The 13,580-nt window shown below is 45.7% G+C and carries 14 protein-coding genes; 7 read left to right on the top strand and 7 right to left on the bottom strand.

Annotated features, from left to right (window positions below; genetic code table 11):
- Positions 1 to 28: 28 nt before the first annotated feature.
- A complete protein-coding gene (locus tag RIH33_RS13675) occupies positions 29 to 352 on the top strand; it encodes a hypothetical protein (RefSeq protein ID WP_406650878.1) in 324 nt (107 codons plus the stop codon).
- Positions 353 to 469: 117 nt separating this feature from the next.
- Positions 470 to 1,804: a sigma-54-dependent transcriptional regulator gene (locus RIH33_RS13680; RefSeq protein ID WP_406650879.1), complete on the top strand. Its 1,335-nt coding sequence runs from the start codon at positions 470 to 472 to the stop codon at positions 1,802 to 1,804.
- Here the strand turns inward: RIH33_RS13680 and RIH33_RS13685 are convergent.
- Positions 1,778 to 2,449, bottom strand: coding sequence for a hypothetical protein (locus RIH33_RS13685; RefSeq protein ID WP_406650880.1), 672 nt, complete (start codon positions 2,447 to 2,449; stop codon positions 1,778 to 1,780). The genes RIH33_RS13680 and RIH33_RS13685 overlap by 27 nt on opposite strands.
- A 183-nt stretch (positions 2,450 to 2,632) precedes the next feature.
- Between RIH33_RS13685 and fabG the strand changes: the two genes are divergently transcribed.
- Positions 2,633 to 3,379 carry a 3-oxoacyl-[acyl-carrier-protein] reductase gene (gene fabG, locus RIH33_RS13690; RefSeq protein ID WP_406650881.1) on the top strand — a complete coding sequence of 249 codons (747 nt, stop codon included), beginning with the start codon at positions 2,633 to 2,635 and terminating at the stop codon, positions 3,377 to 3,379.
- A 79-nt stretch (positions 3,380 to 3,458) separates the two neighbouring features.
- Entirely contained in the window at positions 3,459 to 5,504 is a 2,046-nt protein-coding gene (locus tag RIH33_RS13695; RefSeq protein WP_406650882.1) for a hypothetical protein, read from the top strand.
- A gap of 43 nt (positions 5,505 to 5,547) precedes the next feature.
- On the opposite strand, the gene RIH33_RS13700 is transcribed toward RIH33_RS13695, so the two are convergent.
- The 6 genes from RIH33_RS13700 to RIH33_RS13725 form a co-directional block, all read right to left on the bottom strand.
- Positions 5,548 to 6,081 (bottom strand): hypothetical protein, encoded by a 534-nt coding sequence (locus RIH33_RS13700; RefSeq protein ID WP_406650883.1) that lies wholly within the window; start codon positions 6,079 to 6,081, stop codon positions 5,548 to 5,550.
- Positions 6,082 to 6,121: 40 nt separating this feature from the next.
- A complete protein-coding gene (locus RIH33_RS13705) occupies positions 6,122 to 6,409 on the bottom strand; it encodes a winged helix-turn-helix domain-containing protein (protein WP_406650884.1) in 288 nt (95 codons plus the stop codon).
- Positions 6,402 to 6,977 (bottom strand): hypothetical protein, encoded by a 576-nt coding sequence (locus RIH33_RS13710; protein ID WP_406650885.1) that lies wholly within the window; start codon positions 6,975 to 6,977, stop codon positions 6,402 to 6,404. Before RIH33_RS13710 ends, RIH33_RS13705 begins: the two co-directional genes overlap by 8 nt.
- A gap of 159 nt (positions 6,978 to 7,136) precedes the next feature.
- Complete coding sequence (locus RIH33_RS13715) at positions 7,137 to 9,689, bottom strand: ATP-dependent Clp protease ATP-binding subunit (RefSeq protein WP_406650886.1); 2,553 nt, start codon at positions 9,687 to 9,689, stop codon at positions 7,137 to 7,139.
- Positions 9,690 to 9,782: 93 nt separating this feature from the next.
- Positions 9,783 to 10,421, bottom strand: coding sequence for a WbqC family protein (locus RIH33_RS13720; protein ID WP_406650887.1), 639 nt, complete (start codon positions 10,419 to 10,421; stop codon positions 9,783 to 9,785).
- Positions 10,422 to 11,051 carry an L-threonylcarbamoyladenylate synthase gene (locus RIH33_RS13725; protein ID WP_406650888.1) on the bottom strand — a complete coding sequence of 210 codons (630 nt, stop codon included), beginning with the start codon at positions 11,049 to 11,051 and terminating at the stop codon, positions 10,422 to 10,424.
- Between the two features lie 112 nt (positions 11,052 to 11,163).
- Between RIH33_RS13725 and mltG the strand changes: the two genes are divergently transcribed.
- Genes mltG through RIH33_RS13740 form a run of 3 tightly spaced genes read left to right on the top strand, consistent with a single transcriptional unit; the run spans position 11,164 to position 13,562 of the window.
- Complete coding sequence (gene mltG, locus RIH33_RS13730) at positions 11,164 to 12,198, top strand: endolytic transglycosylase MltG (protein WP_406650889.1); 1,035 nt, start codon at positions 11,164 to 11,166, stop codon at positions 12,196 to 12,198.
- Between the two features lie 3 nt (positions 12,199 to 12,201).
- Positions 12,202 to 12,609 (top strand): thioesterase family protein, encoded by a 408-nt coding sequence (locus tag RIH33_RS13735; protein WP_159582402.1) that lies wholly within the window; start codon positions 12,202 to 12,204, stop codon positions 12,607 to 12,609.
- On the top strand, positions 12,606 to 13,562 hold the full coding sequence (locus RIH33_RS13740) for a YihY/virulence factor BrkB family protein (RefSeq protein WP_406650890.1): 957 nt from the start codon (positions 12,606 to 12,608) through the stop codon (positions 13,560 to 13,562). Before RIH33_RS13735 ends, RIH33_RS13740 begins: the two co-directional genes overlap by 4 nt.
- The last annotated feature ends 18 nt before the right edge of the window (positions 13,563 to 13,580 follow it).

Here is a 13,580-nt window from a genome sequence, read left to right on the forward strand (position 1 = left end):
AATTTCGAAACAAAAACTTATGTCAATTATGAAAAATTCAGTTAAAAGTATCCTCGGGGCGCTCATGCTCGCTCTTTTTATTTCTTCCAGTGCGTTGGCTCAGATCGGTATTCCCACGGGGGAAGACCCGATGGAAATGACTCAGATGGGGAAGGAACAAATTGATCCGGAAGATCTCCCCAAGGAAGTAGTCGAAGCAATTTCGGCTGGCGAATATGCTCAATGGACAGTTGATAAGGCCTATGCGATTTCTGAAAGCGGAACACTTTCCTATGAGGTTCACTTCAAAAACCCTGATGGCCAGGCAGAAACAGTCACATATGATCAAAATGGTGAGGTGATTGGCGCATAATCCCCTTATTCATAACGCTGAATGAAGCCCATCAAATCCTTTTGATGGGCTTTTTCTATCAAAACTTTATACAAAATCTCTGATTTATGAGTTAAAGAAGTTAGATAGAACAGCTATATGAAAATATTGGTCGTTGAAGATGATTCGTCATTTGGGATGATGGTGGTGCAACACCTCCGAAAAAACGGGTATAAAACCACGCTTACAAAATCAGCAAAGGAAGCGTTAGTCGCTCTGAAAAGGGACAATTATAACCTCGTACTCACCGATTTGCGTCTACCGGGCATGGATGGAATTGAGCTGCTCAAGGAGATCAGGTCAAACAACCCCAGGCAAACGGTAGTGCTAATGACCTCCTATGGCCATGTGAAGACTGCCGTACAGGCGATGAAACTCGGAGCCTTTGAGTACATCACCAAACCCATAGACCATGAGGAGCTACTGAACATCATACATGAAGCATGCAAAGACGAAACCCATGTGGAACAGCAGGATTCCATACCAAGTTTCATCAGCGGCACCAGTTCGAGGTTTCAGGAAGTCCTGGATCAAGCCCGCCTGGTGGCCCCAACAGAATTATCCGTGCTGATACTCGGAGAAAGTGGCACTGGCAAGGAATATCTCTCCAGGCTGATTCACCACAAGAGTGAACGTGCCCATGGACCGTTTATCTCAGTAGATTGTGGTACGCTCTCCAATGAGCTCGCAGCGAGTGAGTTATTCGGACATGTCAAAGGGGCTTTCACCAGTGCGCATAGTGACAAGATTGGGCAGTTTCAACTTGCCGATGGTGGCACGCTCTTTCTGGATGAGATAGGCAATCTCAACACCGAAGTGCAGGTGCAATTGCTCCGGGCCTTGCAGGAAAGGACAATTAAAAAAGTGGGGAGCGAAAAGGAAGAGACTGTGGATGTTCGGATTCTGGCGGCTACCAATGACCACCTGAAGCAAAAAGTAAAACAGGGTCAATTCAGGGAAGATTTGTTTCACCGAATCAATGAATTTCAGATTGAAATCCCCCCACTGCGAGAACGAAAAGAAGACCTTCAGGCATTGGTTAATCATTTTATTCTTCTATCCAATCAGGAATTTGGCAAGCATATAACAGGGGTGACCCCAGATGCTCATGAGCAAATCATGAATTATCGCTGGTCTGGGAATATTCGTGAACTCAAAAATGTCATCAGACGAAGTGTGCTCATCGAAAAAGCAAAGCAGATTTCCATTCAGAGTTTGCCCTCTTTTCTGGAAGAGAGAACAGAAGAGCCAAAACCTGCCTCCTCTGATTTAAAGGAGGTAAACAAGGCCAATGAGATTCAGCTGATAAAAAATGTGCTCCTACAAACACATTTCAACAAGACAAAAGCGGCCAAAATACTCAATATTGACCGCACAACCCTCTATGAAAAAATCAAAAAATATGAATTAGAAATACTCTCTGATAAGTCCTGACCTCAACACCCGAATGCGGCATTCAATGGTATACAAAGTACTATTCAAATAGGCTTGATCATAACCAACGAGCTGCTCCAGACCCCTGAGCGCAGCTTTCGCCAGATTCGCGTCATAGTAGCTTATACCAGATAACATCCTATGGGCAACTTCTCCAATTTCGGACACCTCTCTCCGCCGATAGGCTTCCCACAGCAATCGCAAATTCAAACTCAAACTGTCTACAAACTCCGCAATCACTTCCTGAAGTCTGGCCTGATCATGACCAACAAATCGTTCCAACCGGCCAGACTTTATTGATTGAATGTCCTCCTGAATGAATGACCTTGGTTCCCATTGGTAAAAAAACAGTATGTTATCCACAGCATTCTCAGCAATTGGGGTCTTGGTCCACAGATGATACGAATAATCGAAGAGAGGTTCGTTTTTCATCAGTACCTTAAACCCTTTTACGTCCTGATACTTTTTCAGGTGAACAGCTGAGTCCATTAGCAAAAGGCAGGCCGGGTCTGCGTACAAATCTCCTGAGAAGACCTCCATCTGATAGCCTTTTCGGGCAAATAAGGCCCGGATGAGCCGCTCTGTAAAAGGTTCGTCTCCCAGGTAAAAGATTCTGAGTCTTCTATCGTTAATCCTATTTTTCACAATTATGGTTCATCTCACCGCTCTTTAGCCGTGTAAGTGTTAATTTGGCACCTGAAAAACATCGAATATTTGGCTCAAGGCCAATACACTCGTCCATTCCAGACTTTTCATTTTACTTTTTTACGAAAAGTTGTCAACGATAGTATTGCCAGAGCTTTTTTAATAAACAGCTGACTAATTACAATGAAATTACTAGAAGGAAAAACAGCCCTTATCACTGGCGCATCTAAAGGCATCGGTAGGGCCATTGCCATGAAATATGCCGAGCACGGCGCCAATGTGGCTTTCACTTACCTGTCAAGTGTAGAAAAAGGTGAGGCACTCTCTAAAGAACTGGAAGCCTTCGGCATAAAAGCCATGGGCTATCGCTCGGATGCCTCCGACTACAAGGCAGCAGAGGAGCTGATCAATAGCGTGGTGGCAGACTTTGGTGCATTGGATATTCTTATTAACAACGCGGGCATTACAAGAGATAATCTACTGATGAGAATGTCGGAAGAACAGTGGGATGAAATCATGAACATCAACCTGAAGTCATGTTTCAATACGGTGAAAGCATCAGCAAGAACCTTTATGAAGCAGCGTTCAGGATCAATCATTAATATGTCTTCCGTAGTAGGAGTAAAGGGAAATCCAGGTCAGACCAACTATGCCGCATCAAAAGCCGGGATCATTGGTTTCACCAAATCTGTAGCGCTGGAACTTGGATCAAGAAACATTCGATGCAATGCCATCGCTCCGGGCTTTATAGAAACTGAAATGACGGATGCACTGGATGAAAAAACCGTGCAAAGCTGGAGAGACGCCATACCTCTGAAAAGAGGCGGACAACCCGAGGACGTGGCTGACGCCTGTGTTTACCTGGGGTCAGACATGGCCTCCTACGTGACCGGGCAGGTGCTGCAGGTAGATGGCGGCATGCTTACCTGATCAAAATTCAATCAAACACATGATACAATTAAGCCGTTTTTAGCTTCACTTGGGTTACAAAACGGCTTTACTCTGTTCTATGGATAATAGTTGGTATTCATTCGATGTTTCTCCGATTTGGGTATTTGTATCACTCATTGCGGCACTTGGTGCCGCAATGCTGTTGTATGCCCGAAAGGCCTCCCCATGGAGTAAATCTCTGAATGTGTTCATGGGATTCCTTCGGATGAGCGCGGTTTTTTTGATCCTTCTGCTACTACTCAACCCACTCCTCCAGCTCAACGTGAACCGGACAGAAACTCCACTGGTCATCATGGCGGTGGATAATTCTGAATCGATTGGGTTACGTTCTGAGGCGGCGAATACCTCGGATGTAAAGGCCTGGATAGACAAAACCCGAAAGGATCTTGAAAACAAATACCAACCAATAGTAGAGACCCTTTCTGGCAGGCAGGACACCATCTTTTTTGATGAAAAAACGACCAACCTGAGCTCGCTGCTGAAAAGGGTGGAAAAAGTCTACGAAAATCAGAATATCGGGGCTGTAGTGCTTGTTTCAGACGGCATCATCAATGAAGGCCAGTCTCCGGCTTACCAGACATTCGGCTTTCCGGTCTTTACGGTTGGCCTGGGTGACACGATCCCACCCAGGGACATTGCCATTCGCAATGTCAGAAACAATCAGGTAGCCTATCAGGGAAATCAATTCCCTATCAGCATTTTGCTTTCACAAAAAGGCTATGATGGCCTGCCTCTGGCGGTGGAAGTAATCGAAAATGGAAGAAAGATAGCCGCTCAGGAGATCACCCTTCAGCCCGGCGCCCAGGAAGTTAATTTTCTACTGGATGCTCAATCACCGGGGATTCGCCGACTCACCATAGCTGTACAGGAAAAAGAGGGAGAATCGTCATATGTTAACAATCAGCAGGACATTTATATTGACGTTATAGAAGGAAAGGACAAAATACTGATACTTGCTCCTGCTCCGCACCCGGACATCAACGCCATCAGATCCGTCCTCAATGCCACCTCCAACTACGAAACCGTCCTCTACATACCGGGGATTCATGAGCGGCCCACGGAGAAAAAATTTGATGCCATCATAGAACATCAGGCTTTCTCAGGACACCAGTACGGCGACTTTGAGTCCACAGGCAAATGGTACATCATGGGCTCCTCCTCCAATGTGAGAAATATGGCTCAGACCATCACCTACCTCAGCATCAGCCTGAAGGGAAACGGCAAAGACAAGGTAAGAGGTGCGTACAACAGCAACTTTTCTAAATTCAAAATATCCGAAGAGCTGACAGACCGGCTTCAGAATTACCCACCAATAGAGGTTCCCTTCGGCGAATATCAACTGGTGGGGCCTACAGAAGTTCTTTTATATCAGCAGATAGGTAGCATCACCACCGAACGCCCTCTTTTGGTGTTTTTCGACGATGGATCACAAAAGTCTGCGGTGACACCAGGTGCGGGAATCTGGCAATGGAAACTACAGGAAGCGGGGAGTGAAGAAAATTCAGAATTCTTTGAAGAATTGATCCTGAAGACGGTGCAGTATCTCAGCATTAAGGTGAATAAGGACCGTTTCGTAGTGAAGCCAAGAGCGTCCAACTACCACATCGGGGAGCGGGTATTCATGGATACGGAGGTATACAATGAGATCTATGAAAGGGCCTATGGGAATACCATCCAGTTGTCTATTACCGATGAAAACGGAACCCAGACCACTTATGAAATGGTGGATAGCCCTGTCAACAGCAGTTTTAACCTGGGAGCCCTGGAGGCTGGTGTCTACCAGTTCAAAGCAACTACTACTTTAGGAGGTAAAGGCTTTTCTGAGACCGGATCATTTGCTATACGTGATATCCAACTGGAAGGGATTAATCTTACTGCTGATCACAACATGCTACGCTCGGTAGCGGAAAAGAATGATGGCCTGTTTTACCCGTTCTCTCTGGCTGGTCAAATTGGCGAGGATCTGATAAGTAAAAGTTACAAGAGCATTATCAAAACCAGCAAGGAAACCTTCCCATTGATCAACAGTATTTGGGTGATCCTGCTTATCGCTGGTCTTTTAGGCACCGAATGGTTTCTAAGAAAATATCTGGGCGCCTATTGACAGGATAATACCGGCCGATATCCGGCCGGTTTAACGCACTCTGCTATTTCCTTTTTAAGGTCATTTCAAAAAATTGTCGCCAATTCTCTCCATCCTGTGACATTTCACCTATTTCTACCCATTCATTATTGGCAATAGTCATGGTGTAACGGATGGTGCCGGCCGGTCCCGCTTCAAACCACCATTTGAGCTTGCCTTCACCCAACAGTTCTACATTGGCATCTGTGTGCATTCCTTTAGAAATCCACGAGCTCATTCCAAATTTTCTTTGAAAAGGATCAAAATACAAAACGCCAAGCGCTTCATGCACCTTTATCTTCACCCCGCCTTTATCTGCCATTCCGAGTCCGCGCAGACTGATGACCGTACTGTCAAGATCGTAGGAGATGTCTTCATCCACACTACTGAATTCCTTCCCACCAGGAGTCATGACCCACCCCTCACCTTGCCACTCCCCGATCATGAAGCTCATTTTCTGCATTTCCTTTTGGGCAGTAGCCTTAAAGTCCTGAGTAAAGGCCACCAGACTGATCACTATTCCCAATAGGATCAGTAACAATTTTCTTGTCTCTTTCATGATAAACTACTTTATTTTATAAACTAAATATTTAAAAAAATTATTCAATATAGCCCTTCAGGGCATTGACATATGTCTCAAATGCCTCCACACCCCACTTCGTAATTTGGCAGGTTGTCACTGGTTTCTTTCCCTTAAAGGCCTTCTCCACCTGAATGTAGCCCGCCGACGAAAGTTTATCCAACTGCACACTCAAATTGCCCGCTGTAGCCCGAGTCTTTTCCTTTATGAAGGTAAACTCAGCTGATTCTACACTGAGCAAAAGGCTCATGACAGCCAGGCGCAGCTGAGAATGTAACAGGGGATCTAATGGCTTAAAATCATCCATTTTCTTTGGTTTTGAGAAGATATCCGGGGATGATGTATCCTAGAAATATACCAATGGCGCTCACCAGATATTGATCTGTCACCGACGCATTGAAGCAGACCACGGCAGCCGCCGCCAGGGCCAGACCACCCAAAATCAGTGGCTTAAACCTCAACATTTGACCAGAAAGGTAAGTGCCCATACTGGCGAATAGAAGAATCATAGCGCCGTGGTTGAACGAAAGGTTCCGCATGAAGATCAATGTAATGACAATCCCCACACCGGCAGCGATCCATACCTGGCCATACAAACGATCCAGATGACTCACTACTGTGGCCCTCTTGCTCTGCCGGGCGCCGTAAAGGGCAGAGATAATCCCAGCCGGAAAAGTGATCACCCAAACCAGATAAGGATGAGCATAGTCGGTGAATCCCTCGAGGTAGTAATGGCCCAAATTGGCGAGCATGACCACCCAGCCCCAAAGGAGGAAATGAAAACTTCCTCCCTTCTGGTAGTTTCTCTTCGCCTGTCCGATCATCTCCGTGATCAGTGCCAGGCTTTCTTTGTTTGTTAGTGTTTGTTCAGACATGACAGATGTTTTTAATTGTAAAGATAGTTAAGTTTATAATATAAACTAGTTTACAACAAAAAGGTTGCGCTTTCGGAGGATGTCGAGCTGGATCCTAGAGGAATTGTTCTCATCATAAAAAAAACAGCGCATAAAAAAGGGCCTTATCGGCCCTTTCATTTACTCTTTTTCTTTGTCTTCCTGCTTCACCTTCTTCTTTTTCAGCTTAAGGTGAAGTACTTCAGCTTTCCCATCCCAGTCAGCCACCAGGGTGTCTCCCTCCTGAATTTCTCCCTTGAGGATTTCTTCAGCTACAGGATCTTCCAGGTATTTCTGAATGGCCCTGTTGAGCGGTCTGGCGCCATACTGCGGATCATATCCTTTGTCTGAGATAAAATCCTTCGCCTTTTTGGTCAGCTCCACATGATACCCAAGATCAACTACCCGCTTGAAGAGCTTATCCAAAGTGATGTCTATAATCAGATGAATGTGCTCACGCTCCAATGTATTGAATACGATCACGTCATCCAGTCTATTCAAAAACTCAGGGCTAAACGCTTTCTTCAATGCACTCTGAATGGTGGACTTCATAACGTCCTCAGCATTGTCACGCTTGGAGGAAGTGGAAAAACCAATGCCGGCACCGAAATCCTTCAAATCCCTCACGCCAATATTTGACGTCATGATGATGATGGTGTTTCTGAAATCAACTCTGCGACCAAGGCCGTCGGTGAGGATACCATCGTCCAACACCTGCAGCAGAATATTGAATACATCCGGATGGGCCTTTTCTATCTCATCCAGCAGCACTACTGAGTATGGCTTTCTGCGAACTTTTTCAGTCAGCTGACCACCTTCTTCATAGCCCACATATCCTGGAGGCGCTCCCACGAGTCTGGACACGGAGAACTTCTCCATGTACTCACTCATATCAATCCTGATGAGCGAGTCGTCCTTATCAAACAGGAAGGTAGAAAGTACCTTAGCCATTTCAGTTTTACCTACCCCTGTAGGGCCAAGGAAAATGAACGATCCGATCGGCTTCCTAGGGTCTTTGAGTCCAACTCTGGTACGCTGAATAGATTTGGTCAGCTTCATGATTGCATCCTCCTGACCAATCACTTTTTTCTTCAGCTCCTCCTTCATATTCAGAAGTTTGGCGCTTTCATTCTGAGCGATTCGCTTGGTAGGAATACCCGTCATCATGGCGATAACCTCCGCCACATTTTCCTCATCCACTTCATAGCGCTTGGTGCGCGTCTCCTCTTCCCATTTGTTTTTTTCCTCGTCGAGCTGAGCTAATAGCTTCTTCTCTCTGTCTCGTAGCTGGGCAGCCTCCTCGTACTTCTGGCTTTTCACCACACGATTCTTCTCCTTTTTGATGTCTTCTATCTGCTCTTCCAGCTCTATCACCTGCTTGGGCACACTGATGTTGTTGATGTGTACCCTGGCACCTGCCTCATCCATTACATCTATGGCTTTGTCCGGAAGGTACCTGTCGCTGATATATCTGTCGGACAGCGCCACACATGCCTTAATCGCCTCGGGCGTATAGTTCACGTGGTGGTGATCCTGATATTTATCCTTGATGTTGTCCAGTATCTGAATGGTTTCTTCTGCAGTAGTCGCATCCACCATTACCATCTGAAAACGTCGGGCCAATGCTCCGTCCTTCTCAATATACTGTCTGTACTCATCCAGTGTAGTAGCCCCTATACATTGTATTTCGCCACGGGCGAGGGCCGGTTTGAACATATTGGAGGCATCCAAAGAACCAGAGGCTCCTCCTGCTCCCACAATGGTATGAAGCTCATCAATGAAAAGAATGACATCCGGTGACTTTTCGATTTCGTTCATCACCGCCTTCATCCGTTCCTCAAACTGTCCTCTGTACTTGGTACCTGCCACCAATGATGCCAGGTCAAGGGTGACCACCCGCTTTCCAAACAAGATTCTGGATACTTTTTTCTGTATAATTCTGAGGGCCAACCCTTCAGCGATTGCGGTTTTACCTACACCAGGCTCACCAATCAGGATCGGGTTGTTTTTCTTTCTTCTACTCAGGATTTGAGCCACTCGCTCTATTTCTTTCTCCCGGCCCACGATAGGATCCAGCTTGTCGTCCTCCGCAAGCTTGGTCAGATCTCTACCGAAGTTATCCAGAACAGGAGTTCGTGACTTTTCAGTCCCTCCCTTGCCAGTCTCCCGACCACTGGAGCCGGAAGAGGACGAGCCTCCAAAGATTTTGCCGGTATCCTCGTCACCATCATCTGTGTCAGACTGTGCCAAAGGATTTTCTGTCTGGTATTCCAGCAGCTCCTTCACCACATCATAGCTCACGTCAAATTTATCTAGAATCTGAGTAGCCAGATTGTCTTCATCTCTGAGGATAGAGAGGAGCAAATGCTCCGTACCTATCAGCTGGCTCTTGAAAATCTTGGCTTCCAGGTAGGTTATTTTTAGTACTTTTTCCGATTGTCTGGTCAAAGGAATGTTGGCGAGGTTCTTCACATTGCTCGTGGCAGTGCCCTTGGTAGCCTGCTCTATGGCGGATCTTAGCTCCTCCAGAGATACCCCAAGCTTTTTCAGCAAACTGACAGCAACACCCTCTCCCTCGCGGATCATCCCCAAAAGCAAATGCTCGGTGCCGATATAATCATGCCCAAGTCGTAAAGCTTCTTCACGGCTGAGAGAGATTACCTCCTTTACTCTGTTTGAAAATTTAGCTTCCATAAAATGGATTTATGATAGTGCGTTAGTAAGTAAATTTAAAACTTCTGTGAGTCAAAACCTCACAAAGAATGAGTTTTAGAAACACATTGATTTTCAGATTTGTTCACCTGTCGGATAAGAAGATTTTTTCAAAACCTCCAAAGCATTGCTGCCTTCGCTCACCAGAAGATCAATAATGCTCAGGTTAGGGACAAATTTGCTGCCAAATATCTGAGTATACGGGGAAGGTATATATAAATGTCGTTCTTCAAAAGGCTTTTTCGGCACAATATGCTCTCTCAGATCATTAATGGGGGTATTTATTTTTTTTTGATAGCTCTCGGTAATTTCTATTGGTATGTCAATTTGTAAGATTTTAAGACACAATGTCATCATTTCCAAATTGAGATCCAGAAGAAACCGATGGTTTCTATCCCAGATATCCCTAAAATGGTCTGCCAAAAATTCGAAAAAAGGGGCCTTGCCATAGGCCGAATAAAATGCGCCCCAATGTTCTCTTTTCCAACTCTGATCATGTGCTATCTGCACCTCCTTGAAGGCCGTTCGGTTCGTGAACTTCACGGGTACAGTTAAAGGAATCGGTCCCATGCTGCTGAGCAAATAGCACCGGTTCTTATAGGTTTGCTTGGAGAAATGCTGGTGCACCTCCAATAAGACGCGCTCACGCTTTATCAGCTGGGTAAAATACTCAAGACTCCCCAGGTAGTGGGGTTCAATAACAAGCTCCGACATCTATAAATACTGCGCAATATCACCCATGCCCTGACGGATCACCACCGGCGAACCACCGGTGCAATCGATCACGGTACTGGGCTGGTTGCCTCCGAATCCTCCATCTATGATTACATCCACCAGGCCTTCAAACTCCTCATAAATCAAACTGGGATCGGTAGAATACTCTACAATCTCATCTTCGTCGTGAATGGAAGTGGTGATGATGGGATTGCCCAGGATCTTGACAATGTCTCTTGGAATGTTGTTATCCGGAACCCTGATCCCCACCGTTTTCTTTTTGGCATTCAGGATTTTTGGCACCTTGGTGGATGACTCCAGAATAAATGTATAGGGGCCCGGAAAACACTTTTTCATTAATTTGAAAACCGGAGTCTCCACGTGTCTGGCGTATTCTGAGAGTTGGCTCAGGTCATAGCAAATAAAGGAAAGGTTGAGGTCTTTCCCTTTGATCCCTTTCAGCATTTTCAGCCTGTCCAGTGCCCGGCTGTTGAAAATATCACACCCGATACCGTATACAGTATCTGTAGGGTAGATTACCAGCCCTCCATTGCGTAAGACATCCACAATGTGTCTAATTTTCTTTTCTTCGGGGTTTTCCGGGTAGAGTTTTATCAGTTCTGCAGACATATTTTTACGGGGTTAAGATGAAGAAAATAACAGATCTCCCACTATAAGTCAAACGAGTAGAAAACTTAGTTATTTTTGCGAGACTTTTCACTTTGGGAATCCTTTTTAATTGATGAAGAAGAAAAATTTTATTGCTGCTTTCATGATCGTTTTTGCCGTAATGCTCTCCTCATTTGCATTTTACGGCTATCAGATACTTTATACCCCAAATATACTGGTAGAACAGGAAGATCGGATGTTTGCCATTGAAGATGGCACCACTTTCAAGGAGCTTCAAAATGAGCTTTATGACCAGCGCATTGTCAATGACCTGGTTGCCTTTAGTTTCTTGGCTAAGGCCAAAGGATTCGACAGGGAAATAAAAGCCGGGATGTATCTGCTCAAAAAAGACATGAGCAACACAGAAGCTATCAACATGCTGAGAGCGGGCATTCAGACTCCGGTAAAGCTGACTTTTAACGGGGCCCGAAAGATAGAGGAGCTGGCCAGCAAGCTCACTTTTCCACTGCAAATAGATTCGGCAGACATGGCTCCACTTCTGATATCTGACAGTGTGGCTCAGTCCTATGGCCTCACTACCCAGACATTCATTTGTATGTTCCTGCCTAACACTTATGAAGTCTATTGGACGGCCAGTCCAAGGGATATCCTGGACCGGATGAAAAAAGAATACGACCGGTTTTGGAATGAAGACAGGATGGCCAAAGCCAGAGCATTGGGCCTGACACCTACAGAAGCTGCCACCCTGGCCTCCATAGTGGACGCCGAAACCAATAAAATGGATGAAGCTGCCACCATTGCGGGAGTATATCTCAACCGACTGGAAAAAGGGTATAAACTCCAGGCCGATCCCACGCTGGTATTTGCGATCGGTGATTTTTCCATTCGCCGGATTCTCAACAAAGACAAGGATTTCGAATCGCCATATAATACTTACAAGTACCGGGGGTTACCTCCAGGCCCTATTAACATGCCCTCTATTGCCGCATTGGAGGCGGTTTTGAATGCAGAAGAACATCGCTATCTTTATTTTTGTGCAAAAGACGATTTTTCGGGTTATCATGCATTTGCAAAAACCCTGGAAGAGCACAACGTCAACGCTGCGAGATTTCAGCGGGCACTTAACATGGAGCGGATTTACAGATAGTCAATGTACCAGCAAGAAGTGAAAATAAGGGTACGGTATGCGGAGACAGACCAAATGGGGTATGTATACTACGGCAACTACGCCACCTACTATGAAGTAGCCAGGGTAGAAGCCTTCCGTTCGCTGGGGTTTCCTTATAAAAAACTGGAGGAAATGGGGATTGGGATGCCAGTGCTTTCGCTCAATGTAAATTACCATCAGCCAGCCAAGTATGACGACTTGCTCACCATCCTTGTGAGCATCCCCGAGCGGCCAAGAGCAAGAATAAAATTTCACTACGAGGTTACTAATGAGGCCGGAAAGCTAATTAATACAGGAGCGACGGAGCTGGTATTCATCAAAATGGACACCGGGCGACCGGTAAGATTACCTGAGGTTATGGACAAACTAATACAACCACATTTCCATTGAGAAAGCGAACGATCATTCATCGGCACCTCAGCTATACGGGCTGGTATCTGCGAATGATCAGCTTCCTGAAGAGCATCAGGATATCCGGTGGAAAAACTTCGTTATACCGCGCGCTCATCATATTTATTGACAAAGTGGGGGATAATCAGCTTTTCGAAAAGGCCTATGGTGTGGCCTTTAATTTCACACTTTCTCTATTCCCCTCGATCATTTTCCTGTTTGCACTCATACCCTTTATTCATGAGTACATCCCCTCCATCAGCCAGGGGGAAATTCTTCACTTTCTACAGGATATTTTACCGCGAAGTGTTTTTGAGATTACTGCCGAAACCATCTACGACACCCTACAGATAAGACGAGAGGGCCTGATTTCCTTTGGTGTGCTCTTTGCATTATTTCTGGCCACCAATGGTGTGAATTCCCTGATGCAGACCTTCAATATGAGTTACAAAACAGTGGAGAACCGTAGCTTTATCAAAACCAGGCTTATAGCGCTCTTTCTCACCGTTTTACTGGCCTTTGCGCTGATCTTCTCTATCCTGTTTATTATTATCGGACAGGTGGTGCTGGACTGGCTACTGGAGGCCGGACTACTCTCTGAAGACTTCCTGTATTATGTCATCCTCCTTCTCAGATTTATCGTGGTCTACATCGCCTTCTACCTGGCGATAGCCTCCATCTATTACTGGGGCCCCGCCATTCACGACCGGTGGAAGTTCTTCTCCTACGGATCGTCCCTGGCTACCATCTTATGCATCCTGGTGTCTGTAGGCTTCTCCTTCTACGTTGCCAATTTTGGCACATACAACAAGGTCTACGGCTCCATTGGAGCCATTATCGCCCTGATGGTTTGGCAATGGCTGATGTCATTTATCCTGCTGCTTGGCTTTGAATTCAATGCCAGCGTATCACGAGCAGCCAGTGGCGAAGTATACGATTTGGAGAAGGACTAGGATCTGTGGTAACCTAAT

It is taken from the genome of Marinoscillum sp., assembly GCF_040222955.1.
Classification (GTDB): domain Bacteria; phylum Bacteroidota; class Bacteroidia; order Cytophagales; family Cyclobacteriaceae; genus Marinoscillum.